At 62.1% G+C, this 23,460-nt stretch carries 23 protein-coding genes; 7 read left to right on the top strand and 16 right to left on the bottom strand.

Features of this window, described 5'->3' with window-relative positions; genetic code table 11:
• Positions 1–120: 120 nt before the first annotated feature.
• Positions 121–882 (bottom strand): SDR family oxidoreductase, encoded by a 762-nt coding sequence (locus J3P91_RS07670; protein ID WP_434603215.1) that lies wholly within the window; start codon positions 880–882, stop codon positions 121–123.
• Between the two features lie 225 nt (positions 883–1,107).
• Between J3P91_RS07670 and J3P91_RS07665 the strand changes: the two genes are divergently transcribed.
• Positions 1,108–2,112, top strand: coding sequence for an NADP-dependent oxidoreductase (locus J3P91_RS07665; protein WP_434603213.1), 1,005 nt, complete (start codon positions 1,108–1,110; stop codon positions 2,110–2,112).
• A gap of 134 nt (positions 2,113–2,246) precedes the next feature.
• Here the strand turns inward: J3P91_RS07665 and pyrF are convergent, their stop codons facing one another.
• The 9 genes from pyrF to J3P91_RS07620 all read right to left on the bottom strand — a co-directional run bounded on the left by pyrF (position 2,247) and on the right by J3P91_RS07620 (position 9,414).
• A complete protein-coding gene (gene pyrF, locus J3P91_RS07660; RefSeq protein ID WP_434569389.1) occupies positions 2,247–2,945 on the bottom strand; it encodes an orotidine-5'-phosphate decarboxylase in 699 nt (232 codons plus the stop codon).
• A 154-nt stretch (positions 2,946–3,099) separates the two neighbouring features.
• A complete protein-coding gene (locus J3P91_RS07655) occupies positions 3,100–4,137 on the bottom strand; it encodes an AI-2E family transporter (protein WP_434603211.1) in 1,038 nt (345 codons plus the stop codon).
• Positions 4,138–4,197: 60 nt separating this feature from the next.
• Positions 4,198–5,004, bottom strand: a complete 807-nt coding sequence (locus J3P91_RS07650) for a DUF4892 domain-containing protein (protein ID WP_434603209.1) — start codon at positions 5,002–5,004, stop codon at positions 4,198–4,200.
• 147 nt (positions 5,005–5,151) lie between these two features.
• A complete protein-coding gene (locus J3P91_RS07645) occupies positions 5,152–6,003 on the bottom strand; it encodes an alpha/beta hydrolase (protein WP_434569391.1) in 852 nt (283 codons plus the stop codon).
• Positions 6,000–6,794 carry an alpha/beta fold hydrolase gene (locus J3P91_RS07640; RefSeq protein ID WP_434603207.1) on the bottom strand — a complete coding sequence of 265 codons (795 nt, stop codon included), beginning with the start codon at positions 6,792–6,794 and terminating at the stop codon, positions 6,000–6,002. Before J3P91_RS07640 ends, J3P91_RS07645 begins: the two co-directional genes overlap by 4 nt.
• A gap of 274 nt (positions 6,795–7,068) precedes the next feature.
• Complete coding sequence (locus J3P91_RS07635) at positions 7,069–7,512, bottom strand: hotdog fold thioesterase (protein WP_434603205.1); 444 nt, start codon at positions 7,510–7,512, stop codon at positions 7,069–7,071.
• Between the two features lie 49 nt (positions 7,513–7,561).
• Positions 7,562–8,014: a phosphohistidine phosphatase SixA gene (gene sixA / locus J3P91_RS07630; RefSeq protein ID WP_434569394.1), complete on the bottom strand. Its 453-nt coding sequence runs from the start codon at positions 8,012–8,014 to the stop codon at positions 7,562–7,564.
• Positions 8,011–8,358, bottom strand: a complete 348-nt coding sequence (locus tag J3P91_RS07625) for a DUF4389 domain-containing protein (protein WP_434569395.1) — start codon at positions 8,356–8,358, stop codon at positions 8,011–8,013. The genes sixA and J3P91_RS07625 overlap by 4 nt, the downstream gene beginning before the upstream one ends.
• A gap of 30 nt (positions 8,359–8,388) precedes the next feature.
• The gene (locus J3P91_RS07620; protein WP_434603203.1) at positions 8,389–9,414 is read right to left on the bottom strand and encodes an NAD(P)H-dependent glycerol-3-phosphate dehydrogenase; all 1,026 of its coding nucleotides are present in this window, start codon (positions 9,412–9,414) and stop codon (positions 8,389–8,391) included.
• Positions 9,415–9,614: 200 nt separating this feature from the next.
• Between J3P91_RS07620 and J3P91_RS07615 the strand changes: the two genes are divergently transcribed.
• From J3P91_RS07615 to fabB, 5 genes are all read left to right on the top strand, one after another.
• Positions 9,615–11,738 carry a TonB-dependent receptor plug domain-containing protein gene (locus J3P91_RS07615; RefSeq protein ID WP_434603201.1) on the top strand — a complete coding sequence of 708 codons (2,124 nt, stop codon included), beginning with the start codon at positions 9,615–9,617 and terminating at the stop codon, positions 11,736–11,738.
• Positions 11,739–12,671 (top strand): ABC transporter substrate-binding protein, encoded by a 933-nt coding sequence (locus tag J3P91_RS07610; protein ID WP_434603199.1) that lies wholly within the window; start codon positions 11,739–11,741, stop codon positions 12,669–12,671.
• Entirely contained in the window at positions 12,668–14,569 is a 1,902-nt protein-coding gene (locus J3P91_RS07605; RefSeq protein ID WP_434569399.1) for an ATP-binding protein, read from the top strand. The genes J3P91_RS07610 and J3P91_RS07605 overlap by 4 nt, the downstream gene beginning before the upstream one ends.
• Positions 14,570–14,818: 249 nt before the next feature.
• Positions 14,819–15,334, top strand: coding sequence for a 3-hydroxyacyl-[acyl-carrier-protein] dehydratase FabA (fabA, locus tag J3P91_RS07600; protein WP_030138344.1), 516 nt, complete (start codon positions 14,819–14,821; stop codon positions 15,332–15,334).
• 11 nt (positions 15,335–15,345) lie between these two features.
• Positions 15,346–16,566: a beta-ketoacyl-ACP synthase I gene (gene fabB, locus J3P91_RS07595; RefSeq protein ID WP_434603197.1), complete on the top strand. Its 1,221-nt coding sequence runs from the start codon at positions 15,346–15,348 to the stop codon at positions 16,564–16,566.
• 202 nt (positions 16,567–16,768) lie between these two features.
• Here the strand turns inward: fabB and J3P91_RS07590 are convergent, their stop codons facing one another.
• Complete coding sequence (locus tag J3P91_RS07590; protein ID WP_434603195.1) at positions 16,769–17,233, bottom strand: DUF3859 domain-containing protein; 465 nt, start codon at positions 17,231–17,233, stop codon at positions 16,769–16,771.
• Between the two features lie 209 nt (positions 17,234–17,442).
• A complete protein-coding gene (locus tag J3P91_RS07585) occupies positions 17,443–18,459 on the bottom strand; it encodes an amidohydrolase family protein (RefSeq protein ID WP_434605024.1) in 1,017 nt (338 codons plus the stop codon).
• A gap of 119 nt (positions 18,460–18,578) precedes the next feature.
• On the opposite strand from J3P91_RS07585, the gene J3P91_RS07580 reads away from it, so the two are divergent.
• Positions 18,579–19,439: a pirin family protein gene (locus J3P91_RS07580; protein WP_434603193.1), complete on the top strand. Its 861-nt coding sequence runs from the start codon at positions 18,579–18,581 to the stop codon at positions 19,437–19,439.
• Positions 19,440–19,593: 154 nt separating this feature from the next.
• Here J3P91_RS07580 and J3P91_RS07575 read toward each other — a convergent pair whose 3' ends face one another.
• From J3P91_RS07575 to J3P91_RS07560, 4 genes are all read right to left on the bottom strand, one after another.
• A complete protein-coding gene (locus J3P91_RS07575) occupies positions 19,594–20,322 on the bottom strand; it encodes a dienelactone hydrolase family protein (protein ID WP_434603191.1) in 729 nt (242 codons plus the stop codon).
• A gap of 146 nt (positions 20,323–20,468) precedes the next feature.
• Entirely contained in the window at positions 20,469–22,373 is a 1,905-nt protein-coding gene (gene htpG, locus J3P91_RS07570) for a molecular chaperone HtpG (RefSeq protein WP_305496099.1), read from the bottom strand.
• Between the two features lie 87 nt (positions 22,374–22,460).
• A complete protein-coding gene (locus J3P91_RS07565; RefSeq protein WP_434603189.1) occupies positions 22,461–22,922 on the bottom strand; it encodes a PaaI family thioesterase in 462 nt (153 codons plus the stop codon).
• Positions 22,919–23,395, bottom strand: coding sequence for a PaaI family thioesterase (locus J3P91_RS07560; protein ID WP_434569405.1), 477 nt, complete (start codon positions 23,393–23,395; stop codon positions 22,919–22,921). The genes J3P91_RS07565 and J3P91_RS07560 overlap by 4 nt, the downstream gene beginning before the upstream one ends.
• Positions 23,396–23,460: the final 65 nt, after the last annotated feature.

The raw sequence follows: 23,460 nt of genomic DNA, 5'->3' as shown, positions 1-23,460 counted from the left end.
CGTCTGCTTCTCATTCTTTGAAATACATTGGTCGGTCCATCAAGTGAACCTTCCCCAGAAAAAACAAAGCCCGCATCCAGTGCGGGCTTAGTCCTGCGTACAGGGTTGCAACCCTGACGGTCAGAACGCCGTGACCCCGCCGTCCACGGCCAACGAATGCCCGGTGGTGAATGCCGCCCCGTCGCTGCACAGGTATAGCACCGCGCTGGCTATTTCCTCGACCTTGCCAATACGCCCCACAGGATGCATCGCATTGGCGAACTCGCCTTTCTTCGGGTCCGCCTCGTAGGCGCGCCGGAACATATCGGTGTCGATGACCGCCGGGCAGACCGCATTCACGCGAATCTTCTTCTTGGCGTATTCGATGGCGGCCGACTTGGTCAGGCCGATCACCGCATGCTTGGAGGCTGCATAGATGCTCATTTTCGGCGCAGCCCCTAGCCCGGCCACCGAGGCCGTATTGACGATAGCGCCGCCCCCTTGGGCCAGCAGCAACGGCAATTGATACTTCATGCACAGCCAGACGCCTTTGACGTTGACCCCCATGATCGCGTCGAACTCGTCCAGCGTGCCATCGGCCAGCTTGCCCTTCTCGATCTCGATGCCGGCGTTATTGAATGCGTAATCCAGGCGACCGTAGGCACTGATCACCTCGTCCATCAGACGTTGCACATCGCTTTCCACGGTCACGTCACAGCGCACGAACACCGCCTCTCCACCGGCATCGCGAATCAACTGCACGGTGCCCTCGCCGCCGGCCACGTCCAGGTCCGCCGCGACCACTTTCAGGCCTTGCGCCGCGAACGCCTGCGCGGTGGCGCGGCCAATGCCTGCTGCCGCGCCCGTCACCACGGCAACCTGTCCGGAAAACGTCATGCTCATTGTCAATGCCTCGAAGAGTTACGGGAGTCGCTGAATATAGTCATCGCCCGCGCTACTACGGCAGCACTATGCAAATGCCGGTTGGATATTCATGGATGCCAGTGATGACAGCCCCGTCCGCATCATCACCGGGTTGGATCGACGTGCATTCGCTGTGTCGGCAAACCTTGCGGCCAAGTCCCCGAGGGTCTATCAACAAGGCTTCATTCATCTTGAGTGCAAGCCATGACTGCCCAGATCAACCGCCAGTTCCTGCTCGCGAAACGCCCGGTAGGCGCCGCGACCCGCGAGACATTCACTTATCAACAAGTGCCGGTCGGCGAACCGGCAGCCGGTCAGATCCTGGTGAAGAACGAATACCTTTCTCTGGATCCGGCCATGCGTGGCTGGATGAACGAGGGTAAGTCCTATATCCCGCCGGTCGGCATCGGCGAAGTCATGCGGGCCTTGGGCGTAGGCCAGGTTGTCGCGTCGAACAATCCGGGCTTCGCGGTCGGGGACTACGTCAACGGTGCATTGGGCGTGCAGGATTATTTCCTCGGCGAGCCACGAGGTTTCTACAAGGTAGATCCGAACCTGGCGCCGCTGCCGCGTTATTTGTCCGCGCTGGGCATGACCGGCATGACCGCCTACTTCGCCCTGCTGGATGTCGGCGCCCCCAAGGCCGGCGAAACCGTAGTGCTCTCGGGAGCCGCCGGTGCGGTAGGCAGCATCGCCGGGCAGATCGCCAAAATCAAAGGTTGTCGCGTGGTCGGCATTGCCGGCGGTGCCGATAAATGCCGGTTTCTCATTGATGAGCTGGGTTTTGACGGCGCCATCGACTACAAGAGCGAAGACGTCCATGCCGGCCTCAAGCGCGAATGCCCCAAAGGCGTGGATGTGTATTTCGACAACGTCGGCGGCGACATCCTCGACGCGGTGCTCAGCCGCCTGAATATGAAGGCCCGCGTGGTGATTTGCGGCGCGATCAGCCAATACAACAACAAGGAAGCGGTGAAAGGACCGGCCAACTATCTGTCGCTATTGGTCAATCGCGCACGCATGGAAGGTTTCGTGGTCATGGACTACGCCGCGCAATTCGCCGCCGCCGGGCAGGAAATGGCCGGCTGGATGGCCAAGGGGCAGCTCAAGAGCAAGGAAGACATTGTCGAAGGTCTGGAGACCTTCCCCGAGACGCTGACCAAGCTGTTCAGCGGGGAGAACTTCGGGAAGTTGGTGTTGAAGGTCTGACAGGAAGCAACTGTGGGAGCGAGCCTGCTCGCGAAGGGGCCGTGTCAGTCAATATCAGCTTGACTGACATACCGCTTTCGCGAGCAGGCTCGCCCCCACAGGTGAGGTGAGCAGAGTTGAACCACAGGTGGCCGTCAGGCCAGTTCGGCCACCACCGCCGCCAAGGCCTTGGCAGGATCGGCGGCCTGGCTGATCGGACGGCCTATCACCAGATAGTCAGAACCGGCATCCAGTGCCTGGCGCGGAGTCAGGATACGGCGCTGGTCGTCCTGGGCGCTGCCCGCTGGACGAATCCCCGGGGTCACCAGTTGCAGTGACGGGTGGGCCGTCTTCAGGGCGCCGGCTTCCAGGGCCGAACAGACCAGACCGTCCATGCCGGCCTTCTGCGCCAGCGCCGCCAGACGCAACACCTGCTCCTGGGGCTCGATGTCCAAGCCGATTCCCGCCAGGTCCTCACGCTCCATGCTGGTCAGCACGGTCACGCCGATCAGCAGCGGTTTCGGACCGCTGCGCTGGTCCAGCACTTCCCGGCACGCCGCCATCATGCGCAGGCCACCGGAGCAGTGCACGTTAACCATCCACACACCCATCTCCGCAGCGGCCTTGACGGCCATGGCGGTGGTGTTGGGGATGTCGTGGAATTTCAGGTCGAGGAAGACCTCGAAGCCCTTGTCCCGCAGGGTGCCGACGATTTCCGCAGCACAACTGGTGAACAGTTCCTTGCCGACTTTGACCCGGCAGAGCTTGGGGTCCAACTGGTCGGCCAGCTTCAGGGCGGCGTCACGGGTAGGGAAATCCAGGGCGACGATGATAGGCGTCTGGCAGGCGGACATGAGCGGGCTCTCAGGCAAGTCGAAATCGGCGCGCATTGTAGCGGAACCAGCGCCTGTGCGGGACCCGATGATCGGTAAATCGTCATCCAGCCCCGACTTTGATCTTGACCAACTGGCTGATTACCCGCACCGCGCCACAGGTTAACCTGCAGTCCTAGCGCGCGTGGCTCTTGCTCCAATCCGTCAGCAAGCTGTACGCCACCGCCAACAGCGTCGGACCGATGAACAGGCCGATGAAACCAAAGGCGATCAACCCGCCGAAAACCCCCAGCAGCACGATGACCAGCGGCAGGTTTCCGCCACGGCTGATCAGGTAAGGCTTGAGCACGTTATCCACGCCGCTGATGATGAAGGTGCCCCAGATACCGAGGAACACCGCCATCCCGTATTCGCCCTTCCACGCCAGCCAGGCCGTTGCGGGGATCCAGACCAGCGGCGGGCCCATGGGAATCAGGCTGAGCAGGAAAGTGACAATACCAAGCACCAGTGCTCCCGGCACGCCCGCGATCAGGAAACCGATCAGCGCGAGCACGGCCTGGGCCGCCGCGGTACCGATCACGCCGTTGACCACCCGCTGCACCGTACCGGCCACCAGATCAACGTAGTACCCGGCCCGGTCACCAATCAACCGCTCCAGCAAGCCTTGGACAAAGGCCGCCAGGCGTGGGCCATCACGGTAGAAAAAGAACACGAACACGATGCTCAACGTCAGTTCGAGAATACCGCCGCCTACTTGCGCGCTGCGGGCCAGCAACCAATTGCCGACCCTTCCGAGGTACGGCTTGATGGACACCATCATCGCCGCGCCCTGTTGATCGATGCTGTCCCAGAGCGTCACCAGCCGCCCGCCTACCAGCGGCACACCAGCCAGCCATTCCGGCGCGGCGGGCAGGCCGTCGACCTGGACATCCCTGATGAACGCCGTGGCATCGCGCACATGATCGGCCAGGTTGAACCCCAGCCACACCAGCGGCACCGCCACCAGTAACATCCAGCCGACCGTCAGCAACGCCGCGGCGAGGGATTCACGCCCGTTGACCCAGCGGGTCAGCAAGCGCATCAGCGGCCAGCTGGCGAAAGCCAGCACGGCGCCCCAGAACAGCGCCGACCAGAATGGCGCCATCACCCAGAGGCTTGCGCCGAACAACACCAGCAGCAGGATCTGCACCAATAGCCGATCGTTATTGAGCATGAAAGGTCTCGAAAAATTAACGGGGCCGGTCAACGGCGTAGGGTGCATCCCTGAAACAGCTTATCGCAACAGTTCAAGGTGCAGACCCTTCGCGTCATCGCTGGACGTCTCCATGCGCGCGGCCCGCACACCCTGGCCAATGAGGGCCTGGCGCCAGACCTCGGCCTGCGGGCCGGCGATACTGACCCGAAGGCCGGTGTCCAGGTTCAGCGCCCGGGAGAGCAAGCGCTGCCAGGCGTCGTCCGGCTCGCCGGCAAGACGCGGCAGATCCAGCACGCCGGTGTCCTTGAGCTGGCGCAGCAACGTCGCAGATGTCGGCAGCAGATCCCCCAGGGGAGCGTTCGCTTCGAACTGTTCGACGTGCAGGTAGGCCTTGCGGTTGCCGCGGGTGATGGCATACAGCGCGATCAGCGTGTTGTCCGCCGGCGGCGCCAGGCGCAACAGCAGATAGGCCTGGCCGCTGTCGGCACCATAGAGCTTGGCATTGCCAAACACCTGATTGGCCCACAGGCTGCTTTCACCGCAATCACGCGCCTGGCACCAGAAAAGCAGCTCGGCGTCCTGCTTCTGCAATGCTTCGCGAGCAGCGGTAAAAGCCTGGGTGGCGGTGTGCTCCGGCGGTAATTCATAGGTGACCGACGTGACGTTGCCGCGGGCGTCGACCTGCCCATCGAAGCGTAGCTGGCCGCTGATCCTGCGGATCGAGCCCATCGGGTAGATACGCTCAAGGTCGCTGGTTTGCTTGTAATCGACGATTTGCGCGTCGGGCATCCGCGGCACGCGCGCCAGGTCCTGGCTGCCGGACACATCGGCGGCCAGGGCGGCCGGACCGAAAGCGGCCAGCGCCAGCAGGGCGAATGAATACATGGATAGTTTCATCGGATCGACTGTGCCTGGACCCGCGCGACGCGAAGGCGTCTTTTAATGCTGATGCGCAGCAAGGCGAATGTACGGTTTTCTGTCATGGTTGGCTCCCTTTCCACCCGCCAAGCCTCGACAGTTGCCCGGCGCAAGTCAAGAAACGCTGAAGAACCGATTGAAACAGTCTGCTACAAGAGCCGCACCGACCTCATCGTTCAGGTGCAAATGATGACCGCCAGGCAACCGCTCATGACTGAAGGGTAGACGTTCCAGCAACTCCGGATGCTGGGCCAGCATGCCGTCAGCTGCCACAACCAGGTGCGCTGGACAGGCGACTCGGGCCACGAACGCCATGGCCTGTTCATCGGTCAGGCGCAGTGGCGATGGCAAGGTCAGGCGGTTGTCGGTGCGCCAGGTATAGCCGCCCGACACTGGCATCAGGCCGCGCTGGGCGAGCAACTCGGCAGCCTCGCGACTGACCGCCACCAGCCCTTTCATGCGCGCTTCGATGGCTCGGTCGAGGGTTGTGTAGACCGGCTTGCGCTTTTCCTGCAAATCCAGCTGCGCCTGCAGGGCCATGCCCATCCGCTCCGCCGCATTGTCGCCCTTGGCTGTAGGCGGAATCACCCCGTCGATCAGGCCCAGGTGTGTGATCCGCTCCGGCAGAGAGCCGGCCAGCACCAGCGAAACGATGGCGCCCATGGAGTGCCCCAACAACGCGAAACGTTTCAAGCCCAATTGCTCGGCCACTTGCAGCACATCATGGGCGTAGTCCCACAGGGCGTAACCGGCCCCGGGCGGGCGGTGTCCGGAATGACCGTGGCCGGCCATGTCCAGGGCAATCACCCGCACACCCTCCAGCCGTGGGGCAAGCCGGGCAAAACTGTTGGCGTTGTCCAGCCAGCCATGCAGCGCGATCACCGGCCGGCCATCCTCCGGTCCGAACAGATGGGCCGCCAGTTCGATGTGGGGCAAGCTCAGGCGAACCTCTTCGACGGCGTTCATGCGTCAGGCCCTTGCCAGCGCTGGAGCAGGTCCTTGAGCAGGTTGGCCGTGTCCTGGGGATATTCGAGGGGAAACATGTGGCCACCGGGCATGGTCAGGGATTCACCCTGCGGCATGCGCCCCACCACACGCGTGTGATGACGCATCACCACGCGACTCTGCCGGCCCCGTACTACCGCCAGCGGAACCTGGAGTGTTCCAGCCCTCGCGGGGCGGGTATGGGGCACGCCACGGTAGATGCTGATCTCCGTGGCCGGGTCGAAGCGCAGCCGCAACCGGTCACCGACGGGTTGCAAGCCATGTTGCAGATAAGCTTCAAAGCATTCCGGGTCGAAACCGCGAAACAGCGTTTTGCCGGCAAAATAGGCCCGCGCCGACGCCAGGTCGCTGAATTCCTCGCGTCGTCCCAGGGTCCGCCCGGCCGGGGTCAGGCGATCAATGAACCCCATGCGCTTGGCGGCCAGGATCAGCCATCGGTCGGCGCGGGTCAGCACCGGGGAATCGAGCATGACCACGCCGCGATACAACCGAGGGCAACGCAACGCCGCGTGCAAGTGCAACACACCGCCCAGGGAATGCCCGACGCCCCACACCGGTTCCGGTTGCTGCTCCAGGTGATGAATCAGCTCGTCCACCAGGTTGTTCCAGTTGTCGTCCACCGGAAACCGTGGGTCGTGACCGTGCAGTTCGAGGTGCGCGACCTCATATTGCGGCGCCAGCGCGGCGAACAGCTTGTCGTAGGTAGCCGAGGGGAAACCATTGGCGTGGGCGAAAAACACCTGTTGCGACATGTTGGCCGATCCGTTGCGAGAACTGCCACCGATTGTCCGCAGAACCCGATAGCCCGGCAATGACCGTAACTGACAGGAATGATGACAGTCGGGGTTGGGATATGGCGCCCTGCCCCGCTGCACCCGTGGCGAGGGAGCTTGCTCCCGCTGGCCTGCGCAGCAGGCCCGAAGCCAGGCGACGCGGTATGTCAGGCTGCGCGAGTCAATTGACCGGGGGCCGCTTTGCGGCCCAGCGGGAGCAAGCTCCCTCGCCACGAAGACGTCCCCGTAGGCATCAACGCGCCGGCGGCTGCTCGCCCAGCGGCACTACCGCCATGGTCAGGCGCGATACACAGTTGACCTTGCCATCATCATTGACCAGGCGAATGTCCCAGACCTGCGTAGTGCGGCCCAGGTGAACCACGCGAGCCGTCGCGGTGACCCGCCCGCTGCGCACGCCACGCAGGTGGTTGGCGTTGATTTCCAGGCCGACGCAATAGAACTTCCTGGTGTCGACGCACAGGTAGGCGGCCATGGATCCGACCGTTTCGGCCAGCACCACCGACGCGCCGCCGTGCAGCAACCCGAACGGTTGGTGGGTGCGATGATCGACCACCATGCTCGCGGTCAGGGATTCGTCATCGAAGGATTCAAAACGGATGTCCAGCACTTCGCTGATGGTATTTTTACCGGCGGCGTTCAGTTGTTCGATGTTGGGGGTGGTGCGCCAAAGACTCATCGTGCCCTTCCTTCGTGATTTTTTGTTTTGCCCGCCCGCAAGCGGTTTCTTAGGGGTGCCTGAGGCTCTTGAGTTTCATCGAGCCGGCCAACGGCAAGTCGCCTTCCAGCTCCGCCAGACCGGCCGTTTGCACCTGTTCAGGTTGCTGCAGGTGGCCGTGCTGCAACAAGCCCAGCAGGCTGCCCACCAGCGGGTTGTGGCTGACCAGCAGTACGTCGTCCTGGTCCTCCAGATGTTTCAACACATCGGCCGGCCGGGTCTCCGGGGTGAGCCAGTCGACCGTGATCAACTCTGGCTCGAACCCCAGGGCTTCACGCACCAGTTGCGCGGTTTGCTGGGCACGCACGTAGGGACTGGCATAAATGGCCCGCAACGGCTCAGCCATCAACTGCCCGGCGCTGCGCAGCACCTCTTCGCGGCCATGGACCGTCAATACCCGCTCAGGGTCCGGACGAGCCCCGTGCGGCTCGGCTTCACCGTGACGCAATACCCACAGTTTCATAGTTTCGGCTCCTCGTCACGGACCGGGTGCGGCGCCGGCGCCACGGTGTGAGGCGCTTCGCCTTCCGGTGTCCGCGGGGTCGGCCAGTCAGCGAAGGGCCAGGGTTTCTGGTCGCTGTGGAAAGTGCCGAAGCGGCCGATCTGCGCGAGGAACTGGCTCAGGCTGTCGCCAAAATTCATCAGGCTGGCGCTGGGTGCGCCGTAGATCAGTCGATAAACCAATTGCACCAGCACCACGGCGCCGAGGATGAATTGCGCCACCTGCCAGACCAGCAGGTAAATCACCATCCACAGCACACGCAGCAGGATGGATTCGTATTGTGGCTGCCCTTTCGGATCGTTCATGGTTCGCTCCTGCTTGCGGTCGATACGGAATCAGTTGAAACCGCTGGTGGAAATGAAATCGACATCGGTCTTCGGTTCGCCACGCATCAACAGTTCGATGACCTGCTCCAGCGTGCGCCCTTCAAACAGAATGGCGTGCAGTCCCGCGACCAGCGGCATATACACCCCGGTTTCCTGGGACTTGGCCTTGAGGACCTTGAGGGTATTGACCCCTTCCGCCACTTCGCCCAGGCGCGACACGGCCTCGTCCAGGCTCAGGCCCTGGCCGAGGGCGAAGCCGACCTGGTAGTTGCGACTCTTGGGCGAAGAGCAGGTGACAATCAGGTCGCCCACCCCGGCCAGCCCGAGGAATGTCATCGGGTTCGCACCCTGGCTGACGGCAAAACGGGTCATCTCCGCCAGCGCCCGGGTGATCAGCATGCTCTTGGTGTTTTCGCCCATGCCCAGCGCGACCGCCATGCCGGCGATGATCGCGTAGACATTCTTCAGCGCCCCGCCCAGCTCCACGCCGAAACGATCGGCGCTGGCATAGACCCGGAAGGTTCGGCCATGAAGGGCGGCCTGGACCCGCCGGCAAAGCTCCTCGTCTTCACTGGCGACCACGGTGGCGGTCAGCGCATGCTCGGCGATTTCCCGCGCCAGGTTCGGCCCGGAAATCACGCCGATGCGCGCCTTGGGGGCGATTTCCTCAAGAATCTCGCTCATCAGCTTGAAGGTCTGCGCCTCGATGCCTTTGGTCAGGCTCACCAGCAACTTGCCGCTCAGGCGTTCGGCGTGGGACGCCAGCACCGAGCGCAGGGCGCTGGAAGGCAAGGCAACGAAGAACAGATCGCTGCCATCGAGCGTGGCCTGCAAATCGGTGACCGGCTCCACTTCAGGGCGAACCTTGATGCCCTTGAGGTAACGCGGATTCTCCCGGTTGAGCCGTATGGCCTCGGCCTGCTCCGGGTCACGCATCCACTGGCGCACCGCGTGGCCGTTCTCCGCCAGCAGGTTAGCCACGGCGGTGCCGAAACTCCCGCCTCCCAGGACCGCGATCGGGCGCTGTTCAGTCATATGCAATCCGCTCTTCCATACCAAGTGGCAATGCCCGGCATTATACGGAGCAGCCGAACCGCGACCAGCCCCGCCAGCAATTACCGATGGCAGTAGCAAGCTGACAATCAATTGCGAGGAAAATGCTGTCAACGTGAATGGAAAAGTCGCACGGCTCGGTTAACATGCCCGCCATCCCTCCTTCAATCATAGGCTGTGCCGTGTTCGTTGGCCCTTCCCGTCCAGGTTCATCACTGCTGTTGGCGCTGGTCATCAGCCCCTCCGTGGTGGCCGATGATCTGTTCGTGGACAACCAGCCCCTGCCCCAGGTACTCACCGCCACGCGCCTCAAACAGTCGCCGGCGGCGGTGCCGGGCAGCATGACCGTGCTTGACAGCGAGTTGATCAAGGCCAGCGGTGCCCGGGACATCAGCGAACTGTTGCGCCTGGTGCCGGGCATGATGGTCGGCAACCTCAGCGGCAACCAGGCCACGGTGAATTACCACGGCACCAACGCCAGCGAAGCGCGACGCATGCAGGTGCTGATCGATGGCCGCTCGGTGTACCGCGCCGGCCTCGCCACGGTGGACTGGAGTGACATTCCGGTCGCCATGGAAGACATCGACCGGATCGAAGTCTTCCGCGGCCCCAACACCGTCAGCTACGGCGCCAATGCGCTGATGGCAGTCGTCAATATCATCACCCGCGCCCCGGCAGGTAGCCACGGCACCCGGTTGAAAATGACCCGCGGCCAGCGTGGCATCAGCGACTGGTACGCCAGCCAGGGCAGCGGTTGGGAAAATGGCGATATGCGCCTGTCCTTGTCCGGCCAGGAAGACGACGGTTTCGACAGTGACCGCAACGGCGCCGACTACCGCGACAGTCGGCGCCTGAATCGCATCAACCTCTCCGTCAGCCAGTCCCTGGACGAATGGCAGAGCATCGATTGGCAACTGAGCGCCAAGGAGGGCAGCAACCAGCGGCCCTATACCTATCGTCCGGTTTTCGCCGGGATAACCGCGGCCGGGGACAACTCCGATGTCATCGCCAAGGACTACGCCGGTTCGTTGCGCTGGAACCTCGACCTGGACCCCAACCACAGTCTTTATGTACAAGGCTCGATCCAGCATTGGGATCGCCAGCAGACCTGGCGCGCCTGCGATGCCGAGGTGTCCTTCAGCCCGCAATTGACCGACCTCTGGCAGCTCAACCCGAATTACGCCGAGAAGCTGGCGCGCAATATTCCAAGCTTCCTTGGCACAGGGGCACCTGCCGGCACGGCCCAGGAACAGGCGCTGGCCAACCAGGTGATCGATCAATGGCGCAACGGTGCCTCGCGAACCCTGTGCGGCGACATCGACCAGAGCGCCCGGGAGTCACGTTACGACCTGGAAATCCAGGACACCCTGAGCCTGTCCGATAGCCTGCGCCTGGTCACCGGGGCGAATTATCGCTACGACCGGGCCGACTCCGAAACGTACTTCAACGGCACGCTGGACGACACCACCTGGCGTCTGTTCGGCCAACTCGAATGGCGCGCCAGCGAGCATTGGCTGCTACAGGGTGGGGCGATGTTCGAAGACACCCGCCTGACCGGCAGCTCACTGACCCCGCGAGTCGCGGTCAATTACCTGATCAACCCGCGACACGGGCTTCGGGCGGTGTACTCCGAAGCGGTGCGCTCGCCAGACATGTTCGAGAACAACGTCAACTGGAGCTACCAGGTCACCAACCTGCGGCCCGCCGCGTTCGGCCAGGACAGCGCGCGCTATTTCGTCCGCACGCGCGGCCCGGGGAACCTCGAGCAGGAGCACATGCGTTCGCGAGAGCTGGGCTACAACGGTTATTTCATGGACCTGGGCCTGACGGTGGATGTGAAGCTGTTCCATGACGAAATCACCGGCATGATCAGCGAACCGCTGCGCAACAACCAGTACATCGCCAGCAATGCCAACGACTCGCAGTTCGACGGTGCCGAGACCCAGCTCGACTGGCGCCTGACCAGCGCCGATCGCCTGCGCCTGACCTATGCCTACGTCGATGCCCGGGCCAGCAATCCTCTCGACGAACAACTGACCGCCCGCAACAGCGGCTCGGCCGGATGGCTGCACGACTGGGGCCAGGGCTGGAACAGCGCGGTTTTCTATTACGGGGCCGACGATCTCAATGGCTACCGCTACGAGCGGGTCGATACCCGCGTCGCCAAGCGGATCCCCCTGGGCAAGGCCAGCCTGGAGCTGGCGGGTATCGTGCAGCAGCGCCTCGATAACCAGCCGACCACGTTCGCCGACAATCGCTACGACGCCCGTCACGTCCTGTATTTCAGCGCGGAGCTGTCGTTCTAGATGTCTGCGGACCAACCGCGCAAGACGCCCCTCCGTGGCCGCCTGCCGCTACTCCTGTGCCTGGCGTTTGTCAGTCTGCTGACGACCCTTGATGCCCGGGCCGCCGAGATTCTCTTGACCGGCGCCCAGGATACCCCCGGCGTGCAATCGTTCACCCAGGCCCTGCAAGCCCGACGCCCGCAAGACAACGTGCGGTTCGCGCCATTGGCCAGCCTGCCGTCGCCGGACCGCCTGCCCGGCGATTTGCGCCTGGTCCTGCTTGATCCGCCAAGCCTCGACTGGCGCCTGCAAAAAAACCACGGCCCGGCCACGCTGGTCCTGCGCATCAGTCGCTTGCAGGCATACGAACGCCTGGGCGAGGCAACGCCTGAGCGTCTGAGCCTGCTGTGGAGCGATCCGCCCATGGCGCGGCAACTGCAACTGATCCGCAGGGTACTGCCGCAAGTGCGGCGGGTCGGCGTGCTGTTCGACCGGCACAGCGAATTCCTGCTCAAGGACATCCAGCAGGCAGCCATGCCGCTGGGCCTGGAAATCGTCAGCGAACGCTGGGACGACAGCAGCGACAACCGTCCCTTGCAGAACCTGCTGGGCCGCAGCGACGTACTGCTGGGCCTCGATGACCCCGACCTCTACAACCCCAAGACCGTGAAGAACCTGCTGCTCAGCAGCTACGCCCGGCAACGCGCGCTGATCGGGCCAAGCGCCGCGTTTGTCAGGGCCGGCAGCCTGGCCAGCACCTACAGCGACCAAGACGACTGGCTGGCGATCCTCGACGAATTGCTCGACCGTCCCACCGCCAGCTGGCCGCGCACGCTGTATCCGGTCCGTTTCAAAGTCATGAGTAACCAGCAGGTCGCCCGCTCGCTGGGCATTGAACCGATTGATGCCGAAGCCGTCGCTGCGCAGTTGGCAGAAGGAGAACACCGCCCATGACCTTGCGTCGACGTTGGGATATCAATACCCGCACCCAGCTCATTGCCCTCGGCCCGGCATTGTTGCTGACCGTGCTGTTGATCAGCTTCTTTACCTTCGTGCGAATCCAGGACTTGCGCCAGGAACTCAACCACACCGGGCAACTGATCGCCAACCAACTGGCTCCGGCTGCGGAATACGGGGTGATTTCCGGCAACAACGAAGTGCTGGAAAGTTTGCTCACCGCCACCCTGGCCACCCCTCATGTACGCTTCCTGGAAGTCCAGGACCGCACGGAGCGGATCCTCGTGTACGTCGAGCAACCGGCGCAGACGCGCAACCACTCGCGGCAGGTGGAGGTGTTCCAGGCTCCGGTTCGCCTGCAACGCATTGCGCTGAACAATGACTTCCTGCAAGGCACCAGCCCGTCCACCGAGGCGCCCGGCGAAGACTACCTGGGCCGCGTGATCGTCGGCATGTCCAGTGATGCCTTCAGCGAGCGCCAGCAGGAGATCCTGCTCAAGGCCGCGATCCTGGCGTTGTTCGCCCTGCTCTTTACCTTCCTGGTGGCGCGCCGACTGGCCGCCAGCCTGTCACAGCCGATCCGCGACATCGGCAACGCGGTCAAGGCGATCCAGCAAGGCGACTACAGCACCCCGTTGCCGATCGTCGACGACGGCGAACTGGGCGCTCTGTCACGGCACATCAACAATCTGGCCGACGGCCTCGAGCAGGCCAGCCGCGAACAGCAGCAAGCCATGGCGCAGTTGATCCAGACCCGCGAGGAAGCGGAAAAGGCCAACAGCGCCAAATCGGAATTCCTGGCCATGATGAGCCATGAACTGCGCACGCCCATGAATGGTGTCCTGGGCATGTTGCAGTTGCTGGAAACCACCCAGATGACCGACGAGCAGCACGAGTACACCGCGCTGGCTTCGGAATCCACCGAGCACCTGCTGAAGGTGATCAACGATATTCTCGACTTCTCGCGCATCGAACGTTCGGCCCTGGAACTTGAACATATCGCTTTCAACCTGGCGGAACTGGTCGGCAGCTGCGCCCAGTCGTTCCAGCACAGCGCCGCGCAACGCAAGCTGGGCCTGGACTTGCTGATCCCCGACGACATGCGGGCCCTGCAAGTGCAAGGCGACCCGACGCGGATCCGCCAGATCCTGGTCAACCTGATTGGCAACGCACTGAAGTTCACCGACCAGGGGCGCGTCACCGTGCAATGCCAGTGGCAGGCGCTGGATCATGAACTGCTGTGGTTCACCTGCACGGTACGCGACAGCGGGATCGGCATCCCGGCCGACAGCCTGGAGCGCATGTTCGATGCGTTCCAGCAGGCCGACAGTTCGATTTCCCGCCGCTATGGCGGCACGGGCCTGGGCCTGCCGATCGCGCGCACCCTGGCCGAACGCATGGGCGGCACACTGCGGGCCCAGAGCGTGGAAGGCCAAGGTTCGGTGTTCACCCTGGAAATCCCGCTCGCGCTGTCGCGGCAGTCCCCACCGACCCTGGCCCCGCGCGCGCCCGGTGGCGGCAATGATGGCGAGGGCCGCAACGTCTTGCTGGTGGAAGACAATCCGGTCAACCAGACCGTGATCGAAGCCATGCTGCGCAGCCTGGGCTTCACGGTCAGCGTCGCCACCGATGGCGCCCAGGCCGTGCGCAGCGCCGAAAGCCTGATTTTCGAAGTCATCCTGATGGACTGCCGGCTTCCGGTGATCGACGGCTACGAAGCCACGCGACAGATCCGTCAGTTGCCGGGCTGTGCCGAGGTGCCCATCATCGCCCTGACGGCCAACGCGTTGCAGGGCGACCGTGAAGCCTGCCTGGCCGCAGGCATGAACGATTACCTGGCCAAGCCATTCAAAAGAATTGACCTGCAGCAGATTTTGCAGCGCTGGGTACGTTGATCCGGGGCCCCGGACCATCTGTGACTGGCGTGAAAGGCGAAAGTGCGGCAGTCTTAAGCACCCGGACAAGTCTCGATCGGGAAACGAATAACAATTTCAGTGCACAGGTGTACATTCATTTTCCCGTGTGCTGTGACTTTCACTACAACGCAATAGTCTATGAGTAGGCTGCCGACTCGAGGCATGAACGCTTCGATCGGCCGGGAAGATTTGCCCCACCCTGCCGCATGGGACTATTGAGGAGCTCGCATGACCAAACAAAACGCCTTTACTCGGGAAGATCTGCTGCGCTGCAGTCGCGGTGAGCTGTTCGGCCCAGGTAACGCGCAACTGCCCGCCCCGAACATGCTGATGGTGGATCGCATCACCCATATCAGCGACGAGGGTGGCAAGTACGGCAAAGGTGAATTGGTCGCCGAGCTGGATATCACTCCGGACCTGTGGTTCTTCGCCTGCCATTTCGAAGGTGACCCGGTGATGCCGGGCTGCCTGGGCCTGGATGCCATGTGGCAACTGGTCGGCTTCTTCCTTGGCTGGCAGGGCTTGCCGGGTCGCGGTCGCGCCCTGGGTTCGGGCGAGGTGAAGTTCTTCGGTCAGGTGCTCCCGACCGCGAAGAAGATTACCTATAACATCCATATCAAACGCGTCCTCAAGGGCAAGCTGAACATGGCCATTGCCGATGGTTCGGTGGCTGTCGACGGTCGCGAGATCTACACCGCCGAAGGCCTTCGGGTCGGCGTTTTCACCTCCACTGACAACTTCTAAGGGTTATCCGCATGCGCCGCGTCGTTATCACTGGTCTGGGCATCGTTTCGTGCCTGGGCAATGACAAAGAGACCGTCTCCGCTAACCTGCGTGCAAGTCGCCCTGGCATCCGGTACAACCCGGAATACGCCGAAATGGGTCTGCGTAGCCAGGTTTCCGGCTCCATTGACGTCAATCTCGAAGAGCTGATCGATCGCAAGATCTACCGTTTCGTCGGCCACGCGGCAGCTTATGCCTACCTGGCCATGAAGGACGCCATCGCTGACTCCGGCCTGACCGACGAGCAGGTTTCCAACGTGCGCACCGGCCTGATCGCCGGTTCCGGTGGCGCGTCGACCCTGAACCAGATGGAAGCGCTGGACATCCTGCGCGAAAAAGGCGTCAAGCGTGTCGGCCCGTACCGCGTCACGCGGACCATGGGCAGCACCGTGTCGGCCTGCCTGGCCACGCCATTCAAGATCAAGGGCCTGAACTACTCGATCTCCTCCGCCTGCGCCACCAGTGCCCACTGCATTGGCACCGCGGTCGAGCAGATCCAGATGGGCAAGCAGGACATCGTCTTCGCCGGCGGCGGCGAAGAAGAACATTGGAGCCAGTCGTTCCTGTTCGACGCGATGGGCGCCTTGTCCAGCAAGCGTAACGATTCCCCGCAGACAGCTTCCCGTGCCTACGATGCCGACCGTGACGGTTTTGTCATCGCCGGCGGTGGCGGCATGGTCGTGGTCGAGGAGCTGGAACACGCCCTCGCCCGTGGCGCGAAGATCTATGCGGAAATCGTCGGCTACGGCGCCACTTCCGACGGCTACGACATGGTCGCGCCAAGCGGCGAAGGTGCCGTGCGCTGCATGCAGATGGCCATGTCCACCGTCGATACGCCAATCGACTACCTGAACACCCACGGCACCTCGACTCCGGTCGGCGACGTCGCGGAGATGAAGGGCGTACGTGAAGTGTTCGGCGACAAGGCCCCGGCCATCAGTTCCACCAAGAGCCTGTCGGGTCACTCCCTGGGCGCCGCCGGCGTTCACGAAGCGATCTACTGCATGCTGATGATGGAAGGCAACTTCATGGCCGGTTCGGCCAACATCGACGAGCTTGACCCGGAAGTGGCCGACCTGCCGATCCTGACCAAGACTCGCGAAAACGCCACCATCAACACCGTGATGAGCAACAGCTTCGGCTTCGGTGGCACCAACGCCACCCTGGTGATGAAGCGCTGGCAGGGCCAGTAAGTCCCGCTGCTACGCCGCACACAAAAACGCCCCGACTGGTTCGGGGCGTTTTTTTATCTGCTCACAACACAAAATCTCTGAGGGAGCTCCCCTGTGGGAGCGAGCTTGCTCGCGATGGCGCCAGATCAGTCAGTATCGATTTTGTTGATCCACCGCTATCGCGAGCAAGCTCGCTCCCACATTGGCTTGTGGTGGATTAAATTTAGCGCACGACAAACCGCTGCTGCGTCAGCAACCGATCACCCTGGAACACCATGAATCGCCACTCCCCCGGCACCACTTCGTGGCTTTCGGTGAATTCGTAGGCCATCACATCCTGCGGCGCGCCAGGCACCAGCTTCTGGATGACTTCGAATTTGTCATGGCGCACGCCATCGGGGGTACGGATGCCCGGGGTGAAATACAACAGGGTCAACGGCTGGTCATCCGCGACCTTGCCGGCCAGCTGGTAGCGCATGCCAAATTTGGTGCCCAGCTTTGCCGGTACGCTCGCGGTCTGGCGGATCTGCTCATTGCTGCGCCGCAGGACCCGCTCGCCCGATTGCAATTCGGCTTGCGGCCCTTCGAAGACACCGTATTCCACCGGACCTTCGACACGGACTTCGGCCTGTGCCAGGCCGCAGGTCAACAACAGCGCGACCAGTGCGCTTGAACGGGTGAGATGCATAGTGCGCTCCTTGATTGAGATGAGCGCGAGGGTATGACGCGGGAGTGACAGCCTGATGACAAAGCGATGTTCGCCACGCCACCAACAGCCCAGGGATTGGCAGACCTGTGGCGAGGGAGCTTGCTCCCGCTCGGCTGCGCAGCAGTCGCCAGATTTTGGGGCTACTGCGTAGCCCAGCGGGAGCAAGCTCCCTCGCCACAAAAACGGACTTAGCGGGTCACTGAGCGCGGCAATACCGAAAGGAAGTTATCCCGCGCCACTTTCCTCGCGACATCTTCCGGCAAGGCATCAAGGAACGGGTCGAAGCTCTGCAGCTCCTTGCCCAGCTTGTTGAAACGTCCGACCACATCAGATCCGACCATGAAGCGCTCCGGGAAGCGCTCCACCAGTTTTACCCATTCCTCGCGGGGCTTACCCGCCTCGTCGAGCAAATACGGCGTGAGCATGCTCCAGGACAGGTCGATGAACAGATTGGGATAAGACTCAAGCATCCGCGTCAGGGTGGGCAACAGGAAATCCAGCCGAGTCTGGTGCCGATGGATTTCCATGCTGGTGCCGGCATGAGCCCAGATGAATCGCGTATGGGGATGATTGCGCAACGGCTCTTCGACCTCCGCCAGGTACAGCGGATTTTTCTCACGCTTGGAGGTGATGTTGGAATGCAGCATCACCGGCAGGTCATTTTCCGCCGCGAGGTGATAGATCCGCGTCATCGCTTCGTTGTTGGCGCGCGGTGTGTCGCCGGAGGTCAGCGCCGTCAGGTCATCATGGCGGGTGAAGACTTCGCCGATGCCTTGCCACAGCCCCGGATACAGGTCGAGCATGCGCTGGATATGAGCGTCGGAGTTCTTGTCATTGGGATTGAAGCCGGACAGGAACGGATGGAAGTACTGCCGCTGTTCGGCGGGCAGTTTGTTTACCGCGGCGGCCACAATCACATCGGTGGCGCTGTACCAATAGGCGTCGGCATCGTCACCGGCGTAATAGCGCGGGCGCTTGGGTTCGTCTTCATGCCATTTCTTGGCCACCGGCACGCCGGAGATCATCACATGCTCGATGCGATTGTCCGCCATGGCCTTGAGCAACTTGGGCATGCCGGCCGTTTCCTGGAAGAAGTCGACGTAGTGCAGGTGCGCATCACTGTAGGTGTATTCGCGAGCCACAGCGCCGGTGCTCGAAACAGCCAGCAGCCAAATGAAGATCAAACGGGTCAAGGGCACAGGCAGTCTCCGAAAAGCCATAAGCAGCATAGACCCATCCGTCCCGCCTGGGTTCAGCCAGCGCTGCCGTCCGCTGTAGCCTCGGGTTATGCTTTGCGCATTCGTCGTTCAACCTGGAAGACACCATGACCGCTCCCCTGATCGTTCGTCCCCGCGCAGAAGACGTGGAGGGCCAGCCGATTCTTCGCCCGCTGCCGTCCGCAAAATGCCGCAGCGTCGGGCCTTTCGTGTTTTTCGACCATATGTTGCAAACCACCTACGCGGCAGGCAAAGGCATGAACATCCGCCAGCACCCGCACATCGGGTTATCCACCCTCACCTACCTGTTCGAAGGAAAACTTCAGCACAAGGATAGCCTGGGTTCCGACCAGGTAGTGGATGCCGGGGATGTCAGCTGGATGACGGCGGGCAGCGCGATCGCCCATGTCGAGCGTACTCCGCAGTCGTTGCTGGGCAGCGCTTTTGTCATGCATGGCCTGCAAGTCTGGCTGGCCTCGCCCCAGCCTCATGAGCAGGGCCCCGGGCACTACAGCCATCATCCGGCGCCGACCTTGCCGGTCAGCGAGAACCTGGGCGTCAGCATCCGTATGATTGCCGGGTCAGGCTTTTGCCTGGAATCGCCGGTACCGGTGCTCTCGCCTACGTTGTATGCCGAACTGAACCTGCAAACCGCGACGACATTGTTGATTCCCACCGAGCATGAAGAGCGTGCACTGTATGTATTGAGCGGCGAGGCGCAACTGGACGGTGAGCCGCTGGAGCCTCATTCGCTGGTCATCCTGCCGGCCGAAGAAGAGATGGCCCTGTTCGCCAGCAGCGACTGCCATGCCGTGCTGTTCGGCGGGGCACCGCTGGACGGGCCACGGCGGATGAACTGGAATTTCGTCGCCAGCGACCCGGCCCGTATCGATGAAGCCCGCCGGCGCTGGGCGGCCGGGGACTGGCCGACTGTGCCGGGGGAAAGCGAGCGGATCGAATTGCCCTGATTTCAGGGGTGTCTCATATGCAGCCATCGCGAGCAGGCTCGCTCCCACATTAAATCAATGTCGCTCACAAATGCCGTGAACACCTTGGAGCAAATGTGGGAGCGAGCCTGCTCGCGATGGCTTTGTATCAGACAGCAGAGATCCAGGCCCGACCTCAGCCCTTGAACACCTCATCCAGCAAATTATGCATCGACCGGAACGCCCGCCCGGCGACCTTGGCGTTGTACATCATCTTGCCCGGTACATTGGCCTGAGGATCGGTGAAGGAATGCACCGCGCCGCCATAACTCAGCAATTGCCAGTCCACCCCGGCGGCGTTCATCTCCTCCTCGAAAGCCGGCAACTGTTCTTTCGGCACCAGCGGATCGGAGGCGCCATGCATCACCAGGACGGCGCCCTGGATATTCTGCGCATCGGCCGGGTTCGGCGTATCCAGGGTCCCATGGAACGAGATCGCAGCCTTGAGCGGTGCGCCGCTGCGAGCCAGCTCCAGTGAACAGCAACCACCGAAGCAGAAGCCGAACGTGGCCAGTTTCGCCGTGTCGACCTGCGCTTCGCCCTGGTTCTGCAATTGCTCCAGCGCAACCTGCATGCGCTTGCGCAACAAGGCCCGGTCATTCTTGAGCGGCATCATTGCCGCTCCCGCCTCGTCGGCGTTGGTCGGGCGCAGCGTCTGCCCGTACAGGTCGGCGATCAGCACCACGTAGCCGTTGGCGGCCACCGACCTGGCAATGTCCTCGGCCCCCGCCCCCACGCCCATCCAGTTCGGCGCCATCAGCAAACCCGGACGCGGGCCCTGCTGGTTGACGTCGAAGGCCAGGCGACCTTCATAGCTTTGCCCATCGATCTGATACACCAGTGAACGAACCGTAACCTGACTCATGACGGACTCCTCTTGATGAAACATTCAAGAAGCCCTTGTGGGAGCGAGCTTGCTCGCGATTTCGGTCCGACATTCAACAGATGCGTTGACTGGTCTACCGTCATCGCGAGCAAGCTCGCTCCCACAGGGGACTTTCTTACGTCAGATCAAGCTGACAGCTCAACCAGCAGCTTGTTCAAACGCCGGACATAGGCCGCCGGGTCCTTCAGGCTGTCGCCGGCCGCCAGGGCCGCCTGGTCGAACAGGATGTGCGAGAGGTCGCCAAAACGCTCTTCGCTCTGCTCGTTGTCGAGTTTTTCCACCAGCGGGTGAGCCGGGTTGAATTCGAAGATCGGCTTGGAATCCGGCACCTTCTGGCCGCTGGCCTCAAGGATCTGGCGCATCTGCAGGCCGAGGTCCTGCTCGCCGATGGCCAGGATGGCCGGGGAGTCGGTCAGGCGGTGCGAGACACGCACTTCGCTGACGGCATCGCCCAACGCAGTCTTGATCCGCTCGACCAGGCCTTCCTTGCTCTTGGCGACTTCTTCGGCGGCTTTCTTGTCTTCTTCCGAATCCAGGTTGCCAAGGTCGAGGTCGCCACGGGCCACATCGACGAAGCTCTTGCCGTCGAACTCATTGAGGTAGCTCATCAGCCACTCGTCGATGCGGTCGGTCAGCAGCAGCACTTCGATGCCTTTCTTGCGGAAGACTTCCAGGTGCGGGCTGTTCTTGACCTGTGCATAGGTTTCGCCGGTCAGGTAGTAGATCTTGTCCTGGCCTTCCTTGGCGCGGGCCAGGTAATCGGCCAGGCTGACGCTCTGCTCGCCGTCGTCACTCTGGGTCGAGGCGAAACGCAGCAGGCCGGCGATCTTCTCTTTGTTAGCGAAATCTTCGGCCGGGCCTTCTTTCATCACCTGGCCGAAGTTCTTCCAGAAGCTCTTGTATTGCTCAGGCTCGCTCTTCGCCAGCTTTTCCAGCATGTCGAGGACGCGCTTGGTCAGCGCCGACTTCATGGAGTCGATGATCGGATCTTTCTGCAGGATTTCCCGCGAAACGTTCAGCGACAGGTCGTTGGAGTCCACCACACCCTTGATGAAGCGCAGGTACAGCGGCAGGAACGATTCGGCCTGGTCCATCACGAACACGCGCTGCACGTACAACTTCAGCCCGCGTGGTGCTTCGCGCTGGTACAGGTCGAATGGCGCACGGGCCGGCACGTACAGCAGCGAGCTGTATTCCAGCTTGCCTTCGACCTTGTTATGGCTCCAGCTCAGCGGGTTCTCGTAGTCGTGGGCGATGTGCTTGTAGAACTCCTGGTATTCCTCGTCCTTGATCTCGGTACGAGGACGGGTCCACAGGGCACTGGCGCGGTTGACGGTTTCCCATTCCACTTCAGGTTTTTCTTCGCCTTCGGCAGCGGTGACTTCCTTCGGCAACTCGATCGGCAGCGCGATATGGTCAGAGTATTTCTTGATGATGTTGCGCAGGCGCCAGCCATCGGCGAACTCTTCTTCACCGGACTTCAGGTGCAAGACGATGCGGGTACCGCGCTCAGCCTTGTCGATGGTCGCGACTTCAAATTCGCCTTCGCCCTTGGATGACCAGTGCACGCCTTCGCTCGCTGCGAGGCCGGCACGGCGGCTGAACACTTCGACCTGATCGGCAACGATGAACGCGGAATAAAAACCGACGCCGAACTGACCGATCAGGTGGGAATCCTTCTTCTGGTCGCCCGACAGGTTTTTCATGAAATCGGCGGTGCCAGACTTGGCGATGGTGCCCAGGTGCGTGATCACCTCGTCGCGGCTCATGCCGATACCGTTGTCTTCGAGAGTGACGGTTTTCGCGTCCTTGTCGAAGCTCACACGGATTTTCAGCTCCGCGCCGCCTTCCAGTAGTTCTGGCTTGGACAGCGCTTCGAAACGTAATTTGTCGACAGCGTCAGAGGCGTTCGAGATCAGCTCGCGAAGAAAAATTTCCTTATTCGAATACAGCGAGTGAATCATCAGGTGCAGCAGTTGCTTCACCTCGGTCTGGAAGCCCAGGGTTTCCTTTTGAGTTTCCACGCTCATGGTCATCAAACTCCAAGTGGATGGTGGTGTCCGCCTCGCTGAGATTGGCGGCGGGATGTCCACAAGGTGGGGGCACCGGTGATGATTTCAAGGGGCGGTCGGCCTGGAGGGTGCAGGGATCTTGAAATGAGCCCTAGCCGTGGCAATCGGTTCGGCTTCGGATTCCTGCCAGGCGGTGATCGCCACATTGGCCACGCGCCGGCCCTGGCGCCAGACCTGACACCGGGCATAGGTGTCACGAAACTGCCCGGCGCGCAGGTAATCCAGGGAAAAATCGATGATCTTCGGCACCCCGGTCGCACGGGTCGCAATCAGTAGATGAACGGCGGCCGACAGCTCCATGAAACCGGCAATCACCCCGCCATGGATCGCGGGCAGTAAAGGGTTACCAATGTTGTCCTTGTTGGCCGGCAGGCAGAACAGCAACTCGTCGCCCTGACGAGAACATTCGACGCCGATGAGGCGCGCATAGGGGATCGAGGCCAGCAGCAGCGCGTAGTCGCCATGCTCGCAGGCCTGGCGCAGGTGTTCCTCGGTGATATCGCTCATGGCTTTTGCGCTGCAGCCGTCAGGCCACCCTTTCTCATTCCCCGAGCGCTATCGCCCAGGCGCATGAAAGTGCCCACCACATGGGCGATGGGTTGCGCGGGATCATCCTGGTAGGCAAAACCCCGGCTGAAAATCACGTCCGGCGTGACCCTATAGCACTGGGCGAAACCATAGATGGCTTTATCAGGCATGGCCGCGTGCATGTAATCGATGCGCAGATCCAGGGTCGGGCAGACCTCGAATTGCGGCAGCACGCACAAGGTCGACATGCCACAAGCGGTATCCATCAGCGTGGTCAGCGCTCCGCCATGGACGATGCCTGTCAGCGGATTACCAACGATAGATGGGCTGTAGGGCAACATCACGGTCAAACCTTCGGAATTGGCGCTGTGCAATGTCAGACCCAGCACCTGGCAATGCCTTAGCGCGGATAAGAACCGTGTCGCACGCTCAAAAACGGAATCCTCAGCCATTTGTGTTAATGCCCTTATGTATGAAGAAGCCCAACAACCACCGTGGGCCATAAAGTTCCGCTGCG

The organism is Pseudomonas sp. Z4-7 (genome assembly GCF_051131965.1).
Taxonomy (GTDB): Bacteria; Pseudomonadota; Gammaproteobacteria; order Pseudomonadales; family Pseudomonadaceae; genus Aquipseudomonas.
The sequence above is the reverse complement of the archived record's forward strand: the minus strand, read 5'-3'. Positions and strand labels throughout refer to the sequence as shown.